The organism is Gordonia amicalis NBRC 100051 = JCM 11271 (genome assembly GCF_000332995.1).
Lineage (GTDB): Bacteria > Actinomycetota > Actinomycetes > Mycobacteriales > Mycobacteriaceae > Gordonia > Gordonia amicalis.
This window is the reverse complement of the sequence record NZ_BANS01000001.1, coordinates 159,128-179,564: the sequence shown is the minus strand read 5'-3', so window position 1 is coordinate 179,564 and position 20,437 is coordinate 159,128. Positions and strand designations below refer to the sequence as shown.

Sequence of the window (20,437 nt, the reverse complement as noted above, 5' to 3'; positions counted from 1 at the left end):
CGGTTCACGTGGCCATCGGTCGGTGTTGCAGTGATACGTACTCCAGCGGTCGATGCGTCTGCCCAGCGTCGTACTCAGTGCTGTCGGCAGCGAGATTTGCCTGGTCAGGCGCGACCACTGCGTCTCAAGGTCACGCTCAGGTCTCTATTGTAATCAATCCGTTCCCAACGAGTCGATCGACGTGGCGAGCCAGAGCATCACACCACCGACCGTCGCCATCACCGAGACGTCGAACAGTTTCCCTCTGACCTGCAACAATCCGGCCTGCGACGAAGGGATGAACGCCCGGAGCAACGCACCGACGAGAAGCGCCGCGCCGAAAACGAAAGATCCGCGTCGCCATCGGTCGAACATCACGAACAGCGCGGCCACGAGCACGCCGAGCATCACCAGCAGATATGGGATCTGAACGAGGACCGCACGCACCCCGTGCACCTGCTCGGGCACGGGTTCGGCTCCGTGAGCTCCGTCACCCGGAGGTCGCGGTCTCGGTTGGTTCGGATCCGTCGAGGGCGGATCCGAACCGGCCGGGCCGACGTGCGGCTCGTCCGGGCTCACGCCGTGCCGCCGCCCTCGACCCCGGCGACGGCCTCGGCAGCGGCTTGTTGGGCGGCGAGCTGCTGCTCGGCCCGTTCGACGACGTTGACGAGCAGGAATGCGCGGGTCAGCGGCCCGACTCCGCCGGGGTTCGGCGACACGTGTCCGGCGACCTCCCACACGTCGGGATGGACGTCGCCGACCAGGCCGTCGTCGGTCCTGCTGACGCCCACGTCGACGACCGCGGCACCCGGCTTCACCATGTCCTTGGTGATCAGATGCGGTACACCTGCAGCGGCGACGACGATGTCGGCACGCTCTACCTCCGAGCGGAGGTCCGCGGTCCCCGTGTGGCAGAGAGTGACTGTGGCGTTCTCACTGCGCCTCGTCAGCAGCAGGCCTATCGGCCGTCCGATCGTGACCCCACGACCGACGACGGTGACGCGGGCACCCGCGATCGGGACGTCGTAGCGCCGGAGGAGATGGATGACGCCGCGCGGCGTGCAGGGCAGTGTCGACTCCTTGCCCAGCACCAGTCGACCGAGGTTGATCGGGTGCAGTCCGTCGGCATCCTTGAGCGGGTCGATCCGCTCGAGCGCCGCGTTCTCGTCGAGGTGCTTCGGCAGCGGCAGCTGCACGATGTATCCGGTGCAGGCCGGGTCGGCGTTCAGTTCGTCGATCGCGGCGTTGAGCTGCTCGGTGGTCGCGTCGGCCGGCAGGTCCTTGCGGATGGATTCGACACCGATCCGGGCGCAGTCGGCGTGCTTGCCCTTGACGTAGGAGTGCGAGCCGGGGTCGTCGCCGACGAGTACCGTGCCCAGACCCGGGGTGATGCCCGCCTCGCGCAGTTTGTTCACCCGTTCGGTGAGATCCGCGAAGATCTCGTCGCGCGTGGTCTTGCCATCCAGTCGTATCGCGGTCACGCCCGACATTCTTCCATCCGGAGCGAGCGCGATGTGAGCCACTACTGTCTGTGCCGTGAGAGCAACCCGGGCCGACGTCGACCCCGCCGCCAGGACCATCTCCCCTCTCCTGCGGCGCACACCGACATCGCACAGCACCATCGAGACCGTCGACGGCCCGCGGGACGTCGCGTTCAAACTCGAGTACCTCCAGCTCGGTGGCTGTTTCAAGGTCCGGGGCAGCCTGTGGGCGACGCTGCACGCGCGCGCCGAGGGAACGCTGACGGACGCCGGGGTGCTCGTCGCGTCAGGAGGCAACGCCGCGATCGGCGCGGCCTGGGCCGCACGGATCGCCGGCGTGCCCTGCACCGTCGTGATCCCGGAGACGGCTCCCGCGGTCAAGGTCGGAACACTGCGAACTCTGGGCGCGGAGGTTCATCTCGTCGGGCTGCGCTACCAGGACGCCGCCGACGCCGCGGTGGAGATCGCCGCGACCACCGGCGCCCTGGCTCTCCACGCCTACGACCTGCCCGACATCGTCGCGGGTGCGGGCACGATCGGCCTCGAGGTCGCCGAGGACATACCCGGTCCGGTCACCACCGTGGCCTGCGTCGGCGGCGGTGGGCTCCTCGCCGGTCTCGCGGCGACCCTGCGTCCCGGCGACCGCCTGGTGGGTGCCGAACCCCTCGGGGCATCGTGTTTTCACCAGGCACGGGCAGCGGGTTCACCGGTCCCGGTCGAACTCGAGAGCATCGCCGCCGATTCCCTCGGTGCGACCCGCCTCGGTGACATCTGCTGGGAGACCGCCGCACAGCATCCGGACGTCGACAGTGTGCTGGTGACCGATGACCAGCTCGTCGCCGCTCGACGAATGCTGTGGGACTCTCACCGCATCCTCGTCGAACACGGCACCGCCGCGGCCGTCGCCGCGGTGACCACCGGAGCGGTTCGGACAGAACCGGATTCGACGCTGTGCATCGTGCTGTGCGGTGCGAACACGGGTTTCGACCTATAGCGGACACGAACCGTCGCCGTCACTCCCGGCGAGGCCTGCGACTACGCTGAGCACATCATGTTCCGGATCATGTTCTATCAGCCCTGCATCCCGCCGAACACCGGAAACGCGATCCGGTTGGCCGCCAACACCGGGTGCGAACTACACCTCATCGAACCCCTGGGATTCTCGATGTCCGACGCCCAGGTCAAGCGGGCGGGTCTGGACTATCACGAGATGGCGAACGTGACCGTGCATCCCAACCTGGTGACGGCGTGGACCACGTTGAAGCCCGAGCGCGTGTTCGCGTTCACCGCACATGCGGAGCGCTATCACACGGACGTCGACTACCGGCCCGGCGACGTCCTGCTGTTCGGCCCCGAACCGACCGGACTGCCCGCGGAGGTCCTCGCCGAACCCGAGGTCACCGACCGGGTGCGCATCCCGATGCTCGCCGGCCGTCGTTCACACAACCTCGCCAACGCGGCGAGCATCGTCGTCTACGAGGCATGGCGGCAGAACGGTTTCGCCGGGGCCGTCTAGCCCACCCGGAACCGCTTGGTGCGGGCGGTCGCCCCGCCGATGAGCGCGACCTTGCTCTTGGGCACTCCGAGATGTGAGGCGAGCAGTTCGGCAACGGCCTTGTTGGCACGGCCCTCGGTGGCGGGCTCGCGAACGTAGACGGTGACGGAACCGTCGGGTCCGGTTTCCACCAGCGGACCCTTGCTGCTCTTCGGCTTGACGGTCACCACAACCTGCTGCGACATCGATATCCCCGATTCATTGTCTTCCCACTCGGGCAGGCCTCCCGCGGGCTACTGCCAGTCTCTGGATCTGGTTCCAACTCGAAGATCCATGCGCTGCAAACGATCTGCGACGATGGTCACGGCCCCCTCGGCATTCTGTACCCGGCCGCGCACCAGCAGAGCCGGTGCTGTCTGTGCCAGTACACGGTACCGCGCCCACAGGCCCACCGAACACACCACATTGACCATCCCCGTCTCGTCCTCCAGGTTGATGAAGGTCACGCCCGAAGCCGTCGCGGGTCGTTGGCGATGGGTCACCGCACCGCCGATCAGCACACGCGCGCCGTCGGGCACCGACAGCAACCGGTCTGCGGCCACCACCCCCAACGCATCGAGCCGAGGGCGCAGGAACTGCGTCGGATACGTCTTCGGGGTGATGCCGGTGGCCCAGGCATCGGTGGCCGCCAACTCGATGTCGGACAGGCCGGGCAGCGTCGGGGTGGCACCCGCCGATCGCAGTTCCAGCTGATCGTCGCGGACGGTCGCGGCAGCACCGGCCTCCCAGAGCGCCTGACGTCTGCTGAGGCCGAAACCGTCGAAAGCCCCGGCCCCGGCGAGACCCTCGAGTTCCTTGGCGCTCAGGGCAGCACGCCGGGACAGGTCGGTGATGTCGGTGTACGGCCCGTCGGCGCGACGGTCGACGATGCGTTGGGCGACCTCCTCACCGACCCCGCGCACCCCGTCGAGTCCCAACCGCACGTCGAGGCCCTCGTTCTCCAGAGTCGCGTGCGCGAGGGAGGCGTTGATGTCGGGACGATGGACGGCCACCCCGTGCCGGCGGGCATCGGCGACCAGCGACTGCGGCGAGTAGAACCCCATCGGCTGTGCCCGCAGCAGTGCTGCACAGAACGCGGCCGGATGGTGCAGCTTGAACCACGACGAGTAGAAGACCAGCGACGCGAAACTCTGCGAGTGGCTCTCCGGGAAGCCGAAATTGGCGAAGGCGGCCATCTTCTCGAAGATGCGGTCGGCGGTGTCGCCGGTGATGCCGTGCAGTCGCTCCATGCCGGCGTAGAAGCGTTGGCGCAGGCGTTCCATCTTCTCCGGCGACCGTTTGGAGCCCATCGCCCGACGCAGCTGGTCGGCCTCGGAGGCGTCGAAGCCCGCGACGTCGACGGCCAGCTGCATCAGCTGCTCCTGGAACAGCGGCACGCCCAGAGTCCGCTCGAGGGCCTTGAACATCGACGGATGTTCGACGGTGACCGGTTCCTGCCCGTTGCGTCGTTTGATGAAGGGATGCACCGAGCCGCCCTGGATGGGACCGGGACGGATCAGCGCCACCTCGACGACCAGGTCGTAGAAACACCGCGGTTTCAGCCGCGGCAGGGTCGCCATCTGCGCGCGCGACTCCACCTGGAACACGCCCACCGAATCGGCACGGCAGAGCATCTCGTAGACCGCGGGTTCGGCGAGATCGAGCGTGGCGAGGTCGACCTCGATGCCCTTGTGCTCGGCGACCAGGTCGATCGCATAGTGCAGCGCCGAGAGCATGCCGAGACCGAGCAGGTCGAACTTGACCAGCCCGATGGCCGCGCAGTCGTCCTTGTCCCACTGCAGCACGCTGCGGTTCTCCATCCGCGCCCACTCCGTGGGGCAGACGTCGGCGATGGGCCGGTCGCAGATCACCATGCCACCGGAGTGGATGCCCAGATGCCGTGGCATACCGAGGATCTCACCGGCCAGATCGGTCACGTCCGATGGTGCGGTGTCCGGGGACTTCGCCCAGGCGTCCTGCTGACCGGGCGCATACCCCAGGGCCCGCGCCATGTCCCGGATGGCCGAGCGACCGCGATAGGTGATGACATTGGCGACCTGCGCGCTGCGATCCCGGCCGTACCGGCGGTAGACGTACTGGATGGCCTCCTCACGACGGTCGGACTCGATGTCCACGTCGATGTCGGGCGGCCCGTCGCGTTCGGGGGCCAGGAACCGCTCGAACAGCAGCTTGTTGGCGACCGGGTCGACGTTGGTGATCCCCAGGGCGTAACAGACGGCCGAGTTGGCCGCGCTCCCCCGGCCCTGACACAGGATGTCGTTGGCCTTGCAGAAGTCGACGATGTCGGCGACGACCAGGAAATAGCCGGGGAACGTGAGGGTCTCGATGATGGCGAGCTCGTGCTCGATCTGCCGGTAGGCCTGCGGATGTTCGGTGGGCGTGCCGTAGCGGCGCCGGGCGCGGGTCATGGTGAGTTCACGCAACCAACTGGCCTCGGTGTAACCCTCCGGCACGTCGAACGGCGGCAATTCCGGCGCGATCAGGCCCAGTTGGAAGGCGCAATCGGCGGCGAGGCCGGCCGCGTTGTCGATCGCGTCGAGGTGCGCGGGCATCAGCCGTGCCATCTCGTCGCCGCTGCGCAGATGCGCGCCGGCCACGCCCGGCATCCAGCCCGCGATGGTCTCGATGTCGGTGCGGGCCCGAACCGCCGCCATCGCCATCGCCAGCCGGCGGCGTCGGGGCGCGGCGAAGTGCGCACCGGTGGTGGCCACCGTCGGCACCCCGGCGCGCGCGGCGAGACCTGCGAGCACCGCGTTGCGTTCGTCGTCGTCGGGCATGGCCTGGGCGGTGAGCTCCAGGACGACGTTGCCGTGGCCGTAGGTCTCGATCATCTCCCGCAGCGCGATCTCCGCGGCCGGGACGCCGCCGCGGTCCAGCGCGCGTCGGACCGCGCCCTTCCGGCAGCCGGTGAGGATCAGCCAATGCCCGTCCCCGGCACCGGCCAGGGCGTCGCGGTCGTAGCGCAGCAAGCCCTTCTCGCCCGCGACCATGTGCGCCTCGGCAATCGTCCGCGACAGCCGGCGGTAACCCTCGCCGTCACGGGCGAGGACCAGCAGGTGTTCTCCCGGGGGATCGTTGTGTCCGGTTCGTGCGATGTCGGGCTCCAGCGACAGCTCCGCACCGAAGACCGTCGGCATCCCGAATTCGCGGGCGGCCTCGGCGAACCGGACGATCCCGTAGAAGCCGTCGTGGTCGGTGACGGCCAGCGCCGCCAGACCGAGCCGCTGCGCCTCCTCGACCAGTTCCTCCGGCATCGACGCACCGTCGAGAAAGCTGTAGGAGCTGTGGGCGTGGAGTTCGGCGTATGCCACCGACGACGATCCCCGCGTGATGTCATCCGCCTGGTACGCACCACGTTTGCGCGACCAGGCGGGGCTGTCGCCGCCGTCGCCCGGGAACATCGCGTGGTCGCTGTCATCGGGACCGAAGGCGGTACCCGGACGTCCGCCGTCGGGTGCCCGACCGGAGAGCACCCGCTCCATCTCCGACCACGTCGGTGGTCCCTGATCCCAGCCCACCCGAACAGTCTATCGAACACGAGTTCGAATTGACATCCGGATTCCCCGCCGATCCCCGTAGGCCGTTGCGTCCGGCTCGAGTTAGTGCAACTCTGAGTACCAGACAGATTCCATCTCCCATCGGGGGACGGGACATCCAGCGGGTGGCATGCCCGCTCACATGACGGGATCCCTACATGACTAGCTACTTCATCACCGGAGGCAGCGGGTTCATCGGCCGGCGCGTCATCGATCGTCTTCTGACCGTCGACCCCGACGCGACCATCCACGCACTGGTGCGCGAATCCTCTCGATCCACGTTCACCGCCCTGCTCGACGACCTCGGTGCCGCCGATCGAGTGACCCCGGTCGTCGGCGATCTGACCAGCCCGGGCCTCGGCCTCGACGCGAACGACCTGCCGGATTTCGACCACGTGGTCCATCTCGCCGCGATCTACGACATGGCCGCCGGCGCCGAGTCGCAACGGGCCGCCAACGTCCTCGGCACCTCACGCGTCGCCGACTTCGCCATCGCCCACGACGCCCTGTTGCATCACGTCTCCTCGATCGCGGTGGCCGGCGACCACCGCGGCCGCTTCGACGAAACCGATTTCGAAGTCGGGCAAGGCTTTCCGACTGCGTATCACCGGACCAAGTTCGAGGCCGAACGAGTCGTGCGCGAACGCGAGGGCCTGCGGTGGCGCGTGTACCGGCCCTCGATCGTCGTCGGCGACTCACGGACCGGCGAGATGGACAAGATCGACGGCCCCTACTACTTCTTCGGTCACCTCGCGGCGCTCGGACGTCTCCCGTCGAAGCTGCGGTTGCCGATGCCCGACCTCGGCACGCTCAACATGGTGCCCGTCGACTTCGTCGCCGCAGCCATGGTGGCGCTCATCGCCGTGGAACCGCAGCGCAGCGGACTCGTGTTCCACCTCGGGGACCGGCGTTCGCTCACCATCACCGAGATGTACAACGCGCTCGCCCCGTCCTTCGGTGCACCCCGGGGATTCGACGCCGTCCCCCACGCCATGGTCGAGCCGGTACTGGCGCTGTCCGCGATGGGACCGGCCCGCGTCGGCCGCAATCTCCTCGCCACCCAACAGGGCATCCCACCGGCGGTGCTCGACGCGGTGTCGCTGCCGGTGGACTTCTCCTCCGACGCCACCATCGCCGTCCTCCACGAGCACGGGATCGGTGTCCCCGAATTCGCCGAATACGCACCCCGCCTGTGGCAGTACTGGTCTGCGCACCTCGACCGTTCCCGCAACCGGCGTCGCGACCCCCGCGGCCCTCTCGTGGGCAAGAACATTCTCATCACCGGCGGGTCGAGCGGCATCGGGAAGGCCACCGCCCGGATGTGCGTCGCACGTGGCGCCAACGTGATCATCGTGGCCCGATCTGCCGACGAACTCGATTCCGCCGCCGCCGAATTGAATTCGACGACCAGCAAGAAGGGCATCCCGCCCGGCCGTGCGGTGGCGTATCAGTGCGACATCACCGACGAGGAATCGGTCAACGCGCTGGTCAAATCGGTACTGGCGGAGCACGGTCACGTCGACGTGCTGGTCAACAACGCCGGCCGGTCCATCCGGCGCGCCACCGTGAACTCGGTGCAACGCTCCCACGACTATCACCGGGTCATGGCGGTCAACTACTTCGGCGCGGTCAACCTCATCCTCGGACTCCTGCCGCACATGGTTGCCCGGCGGTCGGGACATGTGGTCAACGTGACGTCGATCGCGGTGCAGTCCCGCGGTCCGCGCTTCGGCGCCTATGCGGCGTCGAAGGCGGCGCTGGAGGCGTTCAGCGATGTGACCGGCACCGAAACCGTCTCCGATCATGTGACATTCTCCAATGTGCGTCTGCCGCTGGTGAAGACGCGGATGATCTCCCCCACCGAGGCGTACGACAACCAGCCCGGCACCTGGGATGTCGACAAGGCCGCGTCCCGGGTGTTGCACGCCATCATCGATCGGCCCAAACGGGTCAGTTCGGTCGTCGGGACGATCGCCGAACTCGGGCATCGCTACACCCCTGATTTGACCACCCGCATCCTGCACCAGGAGTACCTGCTGTTCGGCGAGTCGGCGGCCGCCATGGGGCGTCCCCGCAGTTCCGGTGGTCGCGACGCGTGATCGACACCCCGTACCTGGAGGTCGACGTCGACCGACTGGACCGCAACCTCGCCACACTCGCCGGAGCAGCCCGGAACGTCGGCGTCGACGTCCGGCCGCACGCCAAGACCCACAAGTGCGCCGAGATCGCCCGCCTTCAGATCGATCACGGCGCGGTGGGGCTGACCGTGGCGACCATCGGCGAGGCCGAAGCCTTCGCCGACGCCTCCGATGCCACCGGGTGCACCGACATCTTCATCGCATACCCGTTGTGGCCGAACGCCGTCCAGGCGTCTCGACTGCGCGCGCTCGCCGAGCGGGTCAGTCTGCGAGTGGGGGTCGATTCGCTCGCCGGCGCCCGGCATCTCGCCAGGTCGCTCGGCACGGCCGGCCTGCAGGTGCTCGTCGAGGTCGACTCCGGTCAGCACCGCACCGGCGTCGCCCCGGAACTGGCCGGTTCCGTCGCCGAGGCGGGTGTCGCGGCGGGACTCGACGTCATCGGCGTGTTCACCTTCCCCGGCCATTCCTACGGTCTCGGTGACACCCGACGTGCCGCGGCCGAGCAGGAGGTGGCCGCGCTGGCGACGGCGGCCGCCGGGTTGCGCGCGAACGGCGTCGACCCCCGCGTCCGGAGCGGCGGTTCGACCCCGACGGTCGGCTTCCTCGACGCGGGACATGCGGATGTCCTCACCGAGATCCGCCCCGGCGTGTATCCGTTCAACGACGCGCAGCAGGTGGAGATCGGCTCGTGCGGCTTCGACGAGGTCGCGTTGACCGCGGTCGCGACGGTGGTGCGCCGGGACGCCCACCGGATCGTCCTCGACGCGGGCAGCAAGATCCTCGGCGCCGACCGCGCACCCTGGGCCACCGGGTACGGCCGGCTCCTCGACCATCACGATGCCCGCATCGTGCTGCTGTCGGAACATCATGCGGTGGTGGAGTTCCCGGCGGAGTCTCCCGACGAGGACATCCCGGGTATCGGGAGCTTCGTTCGCGTGGTGCCGAACCACGTGTGCAACGCGGTCAACCTGGTCGACGAGCTGGTGGCGATCGACGGCTCGGACACCAGGTGGCCGGTGATCGCGCGGGGTCGTAACAGCTGAAGACCTCATTCGTAGACCCCTTCGACGATCCACTCCCCACCGCGGTAACACAGCAGCAGAGCGCGTGAGTCGTCGAGCAGCACCTGTGCCCGTGCGATCAGTTCGGTGGTCCCTGCCGCGGATGCACGGTCCATGCCGACCGGCCACGGGCCGGCCCACCAGCACAACCCCCAGCTCGTCTTCCGGCTCTTCCCCCCACCCGGCGACTCCGACAGCCGGACGGTCACCGGCTCGGCGGTGAACGCTCCCCGGTCGGTCACCCGCACCGGTTGGCCGAGGGCGTCGAGCACACTGACAGCCGTCTCCACCAGCACTGTCGGGGTGGGTTGCGGCAGGTGGCCGGGCCACGGTGCGGACGGGTCGCGGCGCGGTGTCCGTTCGTCGCCGAGGGACACCATCGTGATCTGCTCGGCAGGTCCGCGCCCACCGCTGAGCACCGGGATACGGACCGCATCGCCACCCAGCAGTCCCTGGATACGGACGAGTGAGCGACGGGCGCGTTCTTCGACGTCGGGGTCGACCGCTGTGCCGCCGGAGAGTGCGTCGGAGAGCTGATAGTGCAGGGCACCGGCCTCGACGACCTCCACCGGTATCAACCGCAGCCGCACGATCGGCGAGTCGGGACGGGTGTCCTTGCCCGGTCCACTCGTTCCCCCGCCATTCGTTCCCCGGCCGCCGTTCCCCCGCCGCCCACCGGTCAGCCACCCCTCCAACTGCCAGCGGATGCGGTCCGCGGTCGTCTCCGGAGTCAGTGGCTGTGCACAATGCCACGTCCGCGAATGCTGTTGGCCGCGTTCGGTGATCGCTTCGATGGTGAGTCGGGTGCAGGCGACCGCGGCGTCCCGCAGACGACGATGCAGTTTCTCGGCGAGGGTACGTCCGATGAACGCCGCGACGTCGATGCGGTCGACGGGCGGATCGCAGGTGTGGTCGACGTCCAGTTCCGTCGGCAGATGCCGGCCTGAGGGCACGCGCCCCGGCAATGCATTGGCCAGACGGTGCGCGAGCACCGCATCGCGGGCGAATCGGGTGGCCACGTCGGCGATGTCCATCTCGGCGAAAGCGCCGATGGTGCCGATCCCCAAGCGCCGCAACAGATCCACCAGCTCGACACGTGACGGGTCGCTCATGCTGGGTTCGAGGGCGAGATCGGCGACGGGACGCCCGGCGAGATAAGCCCGGTCACCACCCGGTTCCACCTGATGGCCGTGCCGCGCGGCGAGGACCGCGGTGAAGATCTCGTCGGCGATGCCGACCTGCGATTCGATACCGCAGGCAGACACCACGTCGACGAGTTCCTCGGCGAGCGCCTCCATGCCGCCGAAGTAGCGCGCCGCCCGATCACCGGGGATCACCAGAAGACCCGGCCGGAGCACCTCGAGGGTCGGGATCACCTCGGCCACCGCGGCCACCACCGGATCGAACAGCCGGCCGTCGCGACCCTCGTCGGCCGCGACCACGGTCATCTCCGGGCACACCGCCTGTGCCTGGCGTTTGCGCATGCCGCGTCGGACGCCGACGGCCCGGGCGGTCGCCGAACAGGCGACCACCCGGTTCGCCGACAGCACCGCCACCGGATGCAACGGCGGCAGATCGGCCTCGGCGGCCGCCGCCATCGCCGGCCAGTCCGGGCACCAGAGTGCGAGAGTCCGCCTGGCGAGCTCCTGCTGTGTCATCGGTTCACCCCTGCCATCAGTTCGCGACCGCGAGGACCGGACGAGCACTCGTCGTCGAGACCATCTCCACCGTCCGGCCGGCACCCTGGCCTCGTGCCAGGAGATCGACCTCGGTGCTCTGCGACTGCCTGCCGCGTCCTGAGGCCGTGACCTGCAGCCTCATCCCGCCGATGCGGCCGTAACCGCTGCGTGCGGAGTCCAGGTCGGTGGCGCCGGGCACCAACGGGCTGTGGCGGTAGGTGAGCACCCGCGCCTCGATGGTCAGCTGCGCACCCGGCCATGTGCCACCGGCGACCAGCAGGACCGACGACTGTTTGCGTACGCGTCCCATCACCACGCGCGCCCGTGACGGGGCGACCGCATCCGCCGCGCCCACCCCCGGTCCGACCTTGCCGAGCACCACCAGGTCCATGCCGTCGAGCAGCACCGCGGCGACCTCCACCGGATCGATGCCGGGATCGGGGATGGTGGCGATGCGCGAGAGGTCCGCACCCATCTCCACCGCCGACAACAGGCTCAGCCGGGGCATCCCGACGATCCCGACCTGACCGCCCGCGCGGGCGACCGATGCGATCATCGCGACCAGCAACGAGTTGGCACCGTCGAATCGGGCGACCGTTCCACGCGGAATCCCGTTGTGCGGCAGTATTTCCGACAGCGGTTCGGGGATCGGCAGCACGCCTGCGGCCGGATCACGCGTCTCCACCGCGTGCCGGTCGGGACGCCCCGACATCGCCGCCATGCGTCGGCGGAGTCCGGCCAATTCATCCGTACGGGACGACACATCCATGACACTCTCCAGTCGCGTGGTGGTACTCGAGCGAGCCGGGAAGGTGCTGCGCCATCTGATTATCGAACCGCCGCAAGGAATGATCCGAGAGTGATCTCGTCCGCCGATCATTCGAACATTGTTTCGATACCCAGAGGGTAGAACCACCCACCGACAAGCGTCAACCGACAGCCATCAGCACCCGATCGACGGACGTAACACGTTGCACTGGCGCATCTTTCGTCACAGAAAGCAAACCTGTGGCGCGACCGGGACTCAGAACAGGGTGAGCGCGTGCTGCAGTTCGGGCGCGGCGACCGACCCCGCCGGCTCCGCATCCGCGCCGGACTGCCGTAGGCCGCCCGAGCCCGCCAGCCCGTGGCGCTGCACCATGGGTTGCATCCGCTCCCGCAGCCACGACGAGTACTCGGGTGTCACGTAGGCACCGCGTCCATAGAGGCCGCGGTAACGGCGGATCAGCGCCGGGTGCTCCTCGGCCAGCCACTCCAGGAACCAGGGTTTGGTCGAGGACCGCAGATGCATCGGGAACGCCGTCACGCCCGACGCGCCGGCCGCGGCCAACGCCTCCAGCAGCGCATCGAGGTGCGACGTCGAGTCGGTCAGGTAGGGAATGACCGGTGCGACCATCACATGAGGCGCGAGGCCTGCGTCGGCGAGGTCGCGGATCAGCGACAGCCTGGCCTGCGGCGACGGTGTGCCCGGTTCGATCTTCTTCTGCAGATCCGGGTCGATGATGGCCAGCGAGATCCCGATGCTCACTGGGATCTGGGCCGCCGCCTGCCGCAACAGGGGCAGGTCACGCCGGATCAGCGTGCCCTTGGTGAGGATGGAGAACGGCGTCCGGGACTCCGCCAGCGCCGAGATCACCCCCGGCATGAGCTTGTACCGGCCCTCGGCCCGCTGATAGGGGTCCGTGTTGGTTCCCAGCGCGACGGTCTCCCGCGTCCAGGAGCGTCGTTTCAGCTCCTTGCGCAGCACGGCGGCCACATTGAGCTTCACGACCACCTGGGAATCGAAGTCCTTGCCCGCGTCGAGGTCGAGGTATTCATGCGTCGGCCGGGCGAAACAGTACCGGCACGCGTGGGTGCATCCGCGAAAAGTGTTGACGGTGAACTGAAACGGGAGATACGAGGCCTCCGGGACACGGTTGAGAGCACTCTTCGCCAGCACCTCGTGGAAGGTGACACCTTCGAAGTCGGGCGTCCGCACCGACCGCACCAGGCCGGAGCGGCTCAGCCCGGGGAGTGCCCCGTCGTCGACCTCGACCGCCTGCTCGGACCATCGCATACCAGCGAGTCGAACACATGTGCGATCGGACTGTCAAGTGCGATGCCCGCCGGCGATCCCTCGCCGCTATCATCGCCGTATGCCACCGTCCGTCGGAACCCATCATGCCCCAGGTCCCCAGTACCTGGTGGCCGGCCGATACCGCCTGAAGTCGCGGATCGGCGGCGGCGGCATGGGCACGGTGTGGCTCGCTCGCGACCAGCTCCTCGATCGCGACGTGGCCGTCAAACAGGTCGTCTCCACCGAGGGCCTCACCGAGGATTCCGCGGACAACGTCCGTAAGCGGGCGATGCGCGAGGGTCGCATCGCCGCGAAGCTCTCGCACCGCAACGCCATCGCGATGCACGACGTCGCCCTCGACCGCGGTGAGCCATGGCTGGTGATGGAGTACCTGCCGTCACGCAGCGTCGCCCAGATCCTGCACGCCACAACGACGCTCGAGCCGATGGAGGCCGCCCAGATCGGTGCGCAGGTGGCCGACGCGATGGTCGAGGCCCACGCGGCCGGCATCGTGCACCGCGACATCAAGCCGGGCAACATCCTGATCGCCGAGGGCGGCCGCAACGCCGGCCTCGTCAAGATCACCGACTTCGGCATCTCGCGGGCCAAGGACGATGTGACACTCACCCAGACCGGCATGATCACCGGCACCCCAGCCTATTTCGCTCCCGAGGTGGCCCGCGGCGCGGAGCCGATGGAGGCCTCCGACGTCTATTCGCTGGGTGCCACGATCTACACGATGGTCGAGGGCCAGCCACCGTTCGGCGTCGACGACAACTCGATCGCGTTGCTGCACAAGGTCGCCCGGGCGCGGATCAATCCGATGACAAAGGCCGGTGATCTCGAACCGGTGCTGCTCCGTCTGTTGGAGCCGAGTCCGACGAAACGACCGTCGATGGCAGAGGCACGCGACGCCCTCACCGCTTTCGCCGCCGGCTCCCGCGGCACCAGGGACCAGGTGCTCACCGGCCTCATCACCCGCCCCGGGGCAGGTACGCCGGTGTGGGCGCAGCGCGCCAACCGCTCGTCGACAACGGGACCCCATCGCCCGGTGGCCGGCGCGACCCTGCCGCCGTACGCCCCGACCGCGGCCGGCGATCGCGGCTCACGCGACATCCCCCATACGCGGCAGGAGCACCACTCCCCGACGCTGATGTCGACGCCGCAGCCGTATTCGGCTGCCTCCCAGTCGTCGTCACCCCATCGTCAGCCGATGAACCCCGGCTATGGGGAACCGTCCCGGAACTCGGCCACCTCGAGCACGGCCCTCGCGGTGTCGGTCTTCGTGTTCTTCGCCGTGCTGGCGGTGCTCGTGGTCCTCGCGATCGCGCTGTTGCGCTAGGGTTTCGACAAGCTCAACCAGCGAAGACGAGCTCAACCAGCGGAGGCGGCTCAACCAGCGGAGACGGCTCGACCAGCGGATCAGCCGATGTGGCGTGTCGCCGCCCAGCGGGTAAGGGCGTTGCGGTTGGACTGCTGGGTCTTGCGCAGCACGTTGGAGGCGTGTGTCTCCACGGTCTTGATCGAGATGAAGAGCTCCTCGGCGATCTCCCGATAGGTGTACCCGCGGGCGAGCAGTCGCAACACCTCGAGTTCACGGCGGGTGAGGGAGTCGAGTTCCGGATCCAGCGGCGGTTCGGGCGCCGACGACTTACCGGTGAACGAATCGAGCACGAACCCGGCCAGCCGGGGGCTGAACACCGCATCGCCCTCCGCGACCCGACGCACCGCATCGGCGAGTTCGGCGCCGTCGATCGTCTTGGTCACGTACCCGCGGGCACCGGCCCGGATCGTCGCGATCACGTCTTCGGCGGCGTCGGAGACGCTCAGGGCGAGGAAGACCGGCATCGACGCCGCATCGGTACCGAGCCGGTCGAGTACGCCACGCAGCACCGCGACCCCGCCACCGGCCGGCATGTGGACGTCGAGGAGCACCACATCCGGTGCGGTGGAGACGATTCCGGCGATCGCCTCCGGCACCGTACCGGCCTCCCCGACCATCCGCAGTCCCGGTTCGTCGGCCAGTTCCGCGCGCACCCCGGAACGGAACACGGCGTGGTCGTCGACGAGGTACACGGTGTAGCCCGACGCCGGTGCGCCGGTGGTCGTGTCCATCGAGTTCGAGGCCTGCTGGGGGGTCATCGCACCTTCCGGTCGTCCGTTGTTTCCTTCTCTGCCTGCTCCGTCTGGGCCTGCTGCACCGGCGGTGCGCCGGTCTCCGCGCCCACCTCGTCGACCACCGGTACACGGTCGACGCGCGGCATCGTCAGGGCGACATTCGTCCCGCGCCCCGGTGTCGAGGTGATCGCCACCCGACCGCCCATCCGTTCCATCCGCGCCCGGATCGACCGGCTGATCCCCTGGCGGTCGTCGTCGACGACCATCGGGTCGAAGCCCACGCCACGGTCGCGGACGAACACCTCGACCTGGTCCTCGGTCACCTCGCTGTACACGTCGACCGTGCGCTCACCGGAATGCTTGGCCGCGTTGACCAGCGCCTCCCTGGTCGCCCCGGCCAGCGCCGACCATCGTTTCGCATCCCGCGCGTCGTTGGGCCGCAGATCACCGACGGTGATGATCTCCACGTCGACGCCATAGGCGTCCTCGACCTCCGCGCCGACGCTGCGCAGCGCCGCCGAGAGCGAACCGCGTTCCTGCGCGGGGTCGCTGAACAGCCAGGCACGCAACTCCCGTTCCTGGCTGCGGGCGAGCCGCGCGACCTCCTCGGGACGGTGGGCCTTCTTCTGGATCAGCGCAAGGGTCTGCAGCACCGAGTCGTGCAGGTGCGAGGCGATCTCCTCGCGTTCGGCATTGCGGATGCGTGCGGCGCGCTCCTCGTTGAGGGCACGCCACATCCGCATCCACAGCGGCACGGTGAGGAGCACGACGCCGATGAGCGTCGCCACCACCGCGAGGATCGTCGAGTTGAGGCCGCCGAAGCTGCGATCGCCGGCGACGACGATCACCACGAGTCCGCCGACGACGAGCAGCACGCCGCCGATCAGTCGTGTCCAGGTCAGCAGTGGGGCGCGGGGCGCGCGGTGGGAGGTGTCGAACTCCCGCCACACGAGGCTCGCGCCGATGGCGATGAACACGAAGGGAACGAGATACTCCGCAGGTGTGCCCGAGGCGGCGAAGCCGACGACCGACATCGCGACGAGCCCGATCACCGCGAGCCCCAGGGACTGCCGGCGCTCGCCCGGTGCGGGCGGGGCGGTGTCCTTCCCGGGCGGGCAGAAGAACCAGAGCAGACCGTAGGCCGCGACCCCGGCTCCGGCCAGCGCGGCGAGCACCACGAACACGATCCGGACGCGGAAGACGTCGACCCCCAGATGGTCGGCTATCCCGCCGGCGACCCCGGCGACCACCCGGCCACCGTCCCGGCGTACCAGCCGCGGCGCAGGCTCCACCTCCGTTCCACTCACCCCTCGATGGTCCCATGGCAGGCCAATCCGGACATCGGGGTTCACCCCCGTTTCTCCACCCGCGACTCGGGGTGCCCGACCCGCACCCCCGATCGGCCGGGGGGAAATCAGGGGATCACCCGATGTGCTGCGGGCACTCGAGGGAGCACGATGATCCCCATGGACACCAAGGAGTTCCAGAGTCAGCTCAGGGAGCTGTGGTCGACGCGCCCCTATCGTCCGGAGAACCGGACCATCGCCGGCGTGTGCAGTGGCATCGCGGCCCGCTACCGCGTCGACCCCACGCTCGTGAAGGTCGCCTTCGTGGTCTCCGCCTTCTTCGGCGGCAGCGGGTTGATCCTCTACCTGGCGGCCTGGATCGCGTTCCCGGGGTCCCAGCGCGCCCATGCCGAAGCACTGCGCGCCGCGTACTCCGGCGGACACGGCGGGCACCGGCGCCACGGTCACGGCCACGGCTGGGGCAACCCACAGGTCATCGTGCTGGTCGTCCTCGCGATCGTGATCGTCACCTCGATCGGCCCCAACCGCACCTGGGGTTCGGGTGGCCTGGTCGGCGCGATCCTGATGCTCGGCGGGTGGTACCTGCTCTATCTGCGCACGCCCACGCCCCCACCCGGCACCAGCATCGACACCGTGGCCGTCACCGACGTCGTGGTCCCACCGCCATCGGCGGGGCAATTCGAACGATGGGTCCCACGCACCATGAGCGATACCGGGACGACCGGTTCCGGGACGACCGGTTCTGGGACGACCGCCGCGAGCTCGGCGAGCACACCCACCGTCGACCTGCAGAAGTCTACGACCGACACCGGCCCGAACGCGGCGGCAACGAAGGAGACGGGCATGATCCAGGGCGACGTCGACACCGGATCGGCCGGGCAACGCTGGTCTCCCCTGCCGACTCCGGTGCCGGCATCCGACGACCTCGACCCGGCCCCGCCGGCCTGGGATCCGTTGGGAGCGGCCCCGTTCGCCTGGGATCTGCCCGAACCCGCCGCCCCGGTGAGGTCCATCGAGCCTCGGCGCCGTCGGTCACCGCTGACCATGGTCGTCCTCGGACTCGCGATCATCGTCGGCGCGGTCGGGGCCGCCCTGAATCAGGCAGGGGTGGACTGGTTCACCACGCCCCGAGTCCTCTCGTTGTGCCTCGCAGTCGTCGGCGCGGGCCTGTTGCTGGCCGCAACCCTCCGACGACGCACCGGCGAGCACAGCACCGGTCTCCTGCCCGTGGCCATTCTGCTGGGCGTCGCGACGATCGTCACCACGACGGTCTCGGGGATCACGATCCCGAACGGAGGGGCCGGCGATCGGGTATGGAAGCCGTTGACGGAGAACGACATCCAACCCGAGTACTCCCTCGGCGTCGGCGAGATGACCCTCGACCTGCGCGAGGTCGACCTCACCGCGGACCGGCGGGTGGAGCTCCAGAACGGGATGGGCGTCATCAAGGTCGCGTTGCCCGAGAACATGAACGTCCGTGTCACCTGTGACACCGGGATCGGCGACATCGACTGCCCCACCGGACTCGACGGTGGGCGCGACGGCACCGACGGACCCGTTCTCGAGATCGACGCACACACCGGCATGGGAGAGGTTCAGGTCACACGATGAGCGAGCAGATGAACGGCGATCCCGCCGCTACCGAGGACTACGCCGAATCAACCCACCGCGCACCGGGATTGGGGATCGTGGGGATCGCGGCACTGGCCGTCGCCGGGTGGGGTCTGGCCGGCGGGCCGGCACTTCCCGAAGCAGCCGACCTCGGCTGGGCCGCCGTCGGCATCGGGCTGCTGATCGGACTGATCCTGATCATCTCCGGGACTCGCACCCGGAGGTGAAAGGCGAGGGGTGAACACATCAGGCCGGCGTCGTGATCACGATGCCGGCCTGATGTGGGGTGTCACTCCCACTCGATGGTGCCCGGCGGCTTGCTCGTCACGTCGAGGACGACGCGGTTGACGTCGGGGACCTCGTTGGTGATCCGGGTCGAGATGATCTCGAGGACCTCGTAGGGCACGCGCGTCCAGTCGGCGGTCATCGCGTCCTCGCTCGAGACCGGGCGCAGCACGATCGGATGACCGTAGGTACGGCCGTCACCCTGGACGCCGACGCTGCGGACGTCGGCCAGCAGCACCACCGGGCACTGCCAGATCTGGGCGTCGAGACCGGCGGCGGTCAACTCCTCGCGGGCGATGAGGTCGGCCTTGCGCAGCATCTCGAGCCGATCGGCGGTCACCTCGCCGACGATGCGGATCGCCAGACCCGGACCCGGGAACGGCTGGCGCGCCACGATCTCCTCCGGCAGGCCGAGTTCGCGGCCGACGGCACGGACCTCGTCCTTGAACAGCAGGCGCAGCGGCTCGACGAGGCTGAACTCGAGATCCTCGGGCAGGCCGCCGACGTTGTGGTGGCTCTTGATGTTCGCGGTGCCGCTGCCGCCACCGGACTCGACCACGTCGGGGTAGAGCGTGCCCTGGACCAGGAAGTCGACCTTCTCGCCCGTCTCGGCCTCCTCGCCGAGGACCTCGCTCACCGCGCCCTCGAAGGAGCGGATGAACTCGCGGCCGATGATCTTGCGCTTGGTCTCCGGGTCGCTGACACCGGACAGTTCCTCGAGGAACTTGTCGGCGGCGTCGATGGTGACGAGCTTGGCACCGGTCGCGCCGACGAAGTCGTGCTGGACCTGCTCGCGCTCACCGGCTCGTAGCAGTCCGTGGTCGACGAAGACGCAGGTGAGACGGTCGCCGATGGCGCGCTGGACCAGCGCGGCGGCCACCGCGGAATCGACTCCGCCCGACAGACCGCAGATCGCCCGGCCGTCGCCGATCTGGTCGGCGACCGCGTCGATGAGGGCGTCGGCGATGTTCGCGGCGGTCCAGGTGGCCTCGAGACCGGCGATCTCGTAGAGGAAGCGGGTGAGGACCTGCTGGCCGTGCGGGGTGTGCAGCACCTCGGGGTGGTACTGGACGCCTGCCATGCGGCGCTCGAGATTCTCAAACGACGCGACCGGAGCGCCGGGCGTCGAACCGGTGACGGTGAAGCCCTCCGGCGCCTGCTGCACCGCATCGTTGTGACTCATCCACACCGGCTGGGTCTCGGAGAGGCCCTGGTGCAGGACACCGCCACTGTTCACCGTGAACGTGGTGCGGCCGAACTCGCGGCCGCCGGTGTTGGCTACCTCGCCACCCAGCTTTGCCGCCATCGCCTGGAAGCCGTAGCAGATGCCGAAGACCGGGATGTCCAGGTCGAAGACGGCGGGGTCGAGTTCCGGGGCGTCCTCGGCGTACACCGACGCCGGTCCGCCCGAGAGGATGATCGCGACCGGGTTCTTCTCCTGGATCTTCGCCAGCGGGACGTCGTGGGAGATCACCTCGGAGTAGATCCGCGCCTCGCGCACCCTTCGTGCGATCAGCTGCGCGTACTGCGCTCCGAAATCGACGACGAGTACGGGCCGCGGGCCCTCGAGGAAATCCTCGGCAGAAGAGTCTGTCACCCGGCCGAGTCTAGTGGTCGACCTCGACGTGAAA

General features: G+C 68.8%; 17 protein-coding genes. 7 read left to right on the top strand and 10 right to left on the bottom strand.

The window, feature by feature from the left end; all coding sequences use genetic code 11:
* Window positions 1-153: 153 nt before the first annotated feature.
* Together GOAMI_RS00855 and GOAMI_RS00850 are read right to left on the bottom strand one after the other, a co-directional pair.
* A complete protein-coding gene (locus GOAMI_RS00855) occupies window positions 154-447 on the bottom strand; it encodes a DUF3017 domain-containing protein (RefSeq protein ID WP_006434490.1) in 294 nt (97 codons plus the stop codon).
* A 107-nt stretch (window positions 448-554) separates the two neighbouring features.
* Complete coding sequence (locus GOAMI_RS00850) at window positions 555-1,460, bottom strand: bifunctional methylenetetrahydrofolate dehydrogenase/methenyltetrahydrofolate cyclohydrolase (RefSeq protein ID WP_182155221.1); 906 nt, start codon at window positions 1,458-1,460, stop codon at window positions 555-557.
* Window positions 1,461-1,515: 55 nt separating this feature from the next.
* Here GOAMI_RS00850 and GOAMI_RS00845 point away from each other — a divergent pair, with 55 nt between their 5' ends.
* Together GOAMI_RS00845 and GOAMI_RS00840 are read left to right on the top strand one after the other, a co-directional pair.
* Entirely contained in the window at window positions 1,516-2,454 is a 939-nt protein-coding gene (locus tag GOAMI_RS00845; RefSeq protein ID WP_006434488.1) for a serine/threonine dehydratase, read from the top strand.
* A gap of 57 nt (window positions 2,455-2,511) precedes the next feature.
* Entirely contained in the window at window positions 2,512-2,976 is a 465-nt protein-coding gene (locus GOAMI_RS00840) for a tRNA (cytidine(34)-2'-O)-methyltransferase (protein ID WP_006434487.1), read from the top strand.
* On the opposite strand, the gene GOAMI_RS00835 is transcribed toward GOAMI_RS00840, so the two are convergent.
* Both GOAMI_RS00835 and GOAMI_RS00830 read right to left on the bottom strand, forming a co-directional pair.
* Complete coding sequence (locus GOAMI_RS00835) at window positions 2,973-3,200, bottom strand: DUF167 domain-containing protein (protein ID WP_006434486.1); 228 nt, start codon at window positions 3,198-3,200, stop codon at window positions 2,973-2,975. The genes GOAMI_RS00840 and GOAMI_RS00835 overlap by 4 nt on opposite strands.
* Before the next feature lie 48 nt (window positions 3,201-3,248).
* A complete protein-coding gene (locus tag GOAMI_RS00830) occupies window positions 3,249-6,533 on the bottom strand; it encodes an error-prone DNA polymerase (RefSeq protein ID WP_006434485.1) in 3,285 nt (1,094 codons plus the stop codon).
* Between the two features lie 176 nt (window positions 6,534-6,709).
* Between GOAMI_RS00830 and GOAMI_RS00825 the strand changes: the two genes are divergently transcribed.
* Together GOAMI_RS00825 and GOAMI_RS00820 are read left to right on the top strand one after the other, a co-directional pair.
* Window positions 6,710-8,650 carry an SDR family oxidoreductase gene (locus GOAMI_RS00825; RefSeq protein WP_006434484.1) on the top strand — a complete coding sequence of 647 codons (1,941 nt, stop codon included), beginning with the start codon at window positions 6,710-6,712 and terminating at the stop codon, window positions 8,648-8,650.
* Window positions 8,647-9,732: an alanine racemase gene (locus GOAMI_RS00820; RefSeq protein ID WP_006434483.1), complete on the top strand. Its 1,086-nt coding sequence runs from the start codon at window positions 8,647-8,649 to the stop codon at window positions 9,730-9,732. Before GOAMI_RS00825 ends, GOAMI_RS00820 begins: the two co-directional genes overlap by 4 nt.
* Before the next feature lie 5 nt (window positions 9,733-9,737).
* Here GOAMI_RS00820 and GOAMI_RS00815 read toward each other — a convergent pair whose 3' ends face one another.
* From GOAMI_RS00815 to GOAMI_RS00805, 3 genes are all read right to left on the bottom strand, one after another.
* Entirely contained in the window at window positions 9,738-11,408 is a 1,671-nt protein-coding gene (locus GOAMI_RS00815; RefSeq protein ID WP_006434482.1) for a DNA polymerase Y family protein, read from the bottom strand.
* 16 nt (window positions 11,409-11,424) lie between these two features.
* Window positions 11,425-12,198 (bottom strand): DnaE2-dependent mutagenesis accessory factor ImuA', encoded by a 774-nt coding sequence (gene imuA', locus GOAMI_RS00810; RefSeq protein ID WP_006434481.1) that lies wholly within the window; start codon window positions 12,196-12,198, stop codon window positions 11,425-11,427.
* A 255-nt stretch (window positions 12,199-12,453) separates the two neighbouring features.
* The gene (locus GOAMI_RS00805) at window positions 12,454-13,485 is read right to left on the bottom strand and encodes an Rv2578c family radical SAM protein (protein WP_006434480.1); all 1,032 of its coding nucleotides are present in this window, start codon (window positions 13,483-13,485) and stop codon (window positions 12,454-12,456) included.
* 79 nt (window positions 13,486-13,564) lie between these two features.
* Here GOAMI_RS00805 and GOAMI_RS00800 point away from each other — a divergent pair, with 79 nt between their 5' ends.
* Window positions 13,565-14,827 (top strand): serine/threonine-protein kinase, encoded by a 1,263-nt coding sequence (locus GOAMI_RS00800; RefSeq protein WP_006434479.1) that lies wholly within the window; start codon window positions 13,565-13,567, stop codon window positions 14,825-14,827.
* An 80-nt stretch (window positions 14,828-14,907) separates the two neighbouring features.
* Here GOAMI_RS00800 and GOAMI_RS00795 read toward each other — a convergent pair whose 3' ends face one another.
* A complete protein-coding gene (locus GOAMI_RS00795) occupies window positions 14,908-15,600 on the bottom strand; it encodes a LuxR C-terminal-related transcriptional regulator (protein WP_035760078.1) in 693 nt (230 codons plus the stop codon).
* 23 nt (window positions 15,601-15,623) lie between these two features.
* The gene (locus GOAMI_RS00790) at window positions 15,624-16,910 is read right to left on the bottom strand and encodes an ATP-binding protein (RefSeq protein ID WP_006434477.1); all 1,287 of its coding nucleotides are present in this window, start codon (window positions 16,908-16,910) and stop codon (window positions 15,624-15,626) included.
* Between the two features lie 150 nt (window positions 16,911-17,060).
* Here GOAMI_RS00790 and GOAMI_RS00785 point away from each other — a divergent pair, with 150 nt between their 5' ends.
* Together GOAMI_RS00785 and GOAMI_RS00780 are read left to right on the top strand one after the other, a co-directional pair.
* Entirely contained in the window at window positions 17,061-18,521 is a 1,461-nt protein-coding gene (locus tag GOAMI_RS00785) for a PspC domain-containing protein (RefSeq protein WP_006434476.1), read from the top strand.
* Window positions 18,518-18,748: a hypothetical protein gene (locus GOAMI_RS00780; protein WP_006434475.1), complete on the top strand. Its 231-nt coding sequence runs from the start codon at window positions 18,518-18,520 to the stop codon at window positions 18,746-18,748. The genes GOAMI_RS00785 and GOAMI_RS00780 overlap by 4 nt, the downstream gene beginning before the upstream one ends.
* 62 nt (window positions 18,749-18,810) lie before the next feature.
* Here GOAMI_RS00780 and guaA read toward each other — a convergent pair whose 3' ends face one another.
* Window positions 18,811-20,403 (bottom strand): glutamine-hydrolyzing GMP synthase, encoded by a 1,593-nt coding sequence (guaA, locus tag GOAMI_RS00775; protein WP_006434474.1) that lies wholly within the window; start codon window positions 20,401-20,403, stop codon window positions 18,811-18,813.
* Between the last annotated feature and the right edge of the window lie 34 nt (window positions 20,404-20,437).

What these genes read in the sequence shown, in the direction of transcription:
- GOAMI_RS00840 (WP_006434487.1), top strand. Translation starts at nt 2,512, where the DNA reads ATGTTCCGGATCATGTTCTATCAGCCCTGCATCCCGCCGAACACCGGA.
- GOAMI_RS00835 (WP_006434486.1), bottom strand. Translation starts at nt 3,200, where the DNA reads ATGTCGCAGCAGGTTGTGGTGACCGTCAAGCCGAAGAGCAGCAAGGGT.
- GOAMI_RS00825 (WP_006434484.1), top strand. Translation starts at nt 6,710, where the DNA reads ATGACTAGCTACTTCATCACCGGAGGCAGCGGGTTCATCGGCCGGCGC.
- GOAMI_RS00815 (WP_006434482.1), bottom strand. Translation starts at nt 11,408, where the DNA reads ATGACACAGCAGGAGCTCGCCAGGCGGACTCTCGCACTCTGGTGCCCG.
- imuA' (WP_006434481.1), bottom strand. Translation starts at nt 12,198, where the DNA reads ATGGATGTGTCGTCCCGTACGGATGAATTGGCCGGACTCCGCCGACGC.
- GOAMI_RS00805 (WP_006434480.1), bottom strand. Translation starts at nt 13,485, where the DNA reads ATGCGATGGTCCGAGCAGGCGGTCGAGGTCGACGACGGGGCACTCCCC.
- GOAMI_RS00800 (WP_006434479.1), top strand. Translation starts at nt 13,565, where the DNA reads ATGCCACCGTCCGTCGGAACCCATCATGCCCCAGGTCCCCAGTACCTG.
- GOAMI_RS00795 (WP_035760078.1), bottom strand. Translation starts at nt 15,600, where the DNA reads ATGGACACGACCACCGGCGCACCGGCGTCGGGCTACACCGTGTACCTC.
- GOAMI_RS00785 (WP_006434476.1), top strand. Translation starts at nt 17,061, where the DNA reads ATGATCCCCATGGACACCAAGGAGTTCCAGAGTCAGCTCAGGGAGCTG.
- GOAMI_RS00780 (WP_006434475.1), top strand. Translation starts at nt 18,518, where the DNA reads ATGAGCGAGCAGATGAACGGCGATCCCGCCGCTACCGAGGACTACGCC.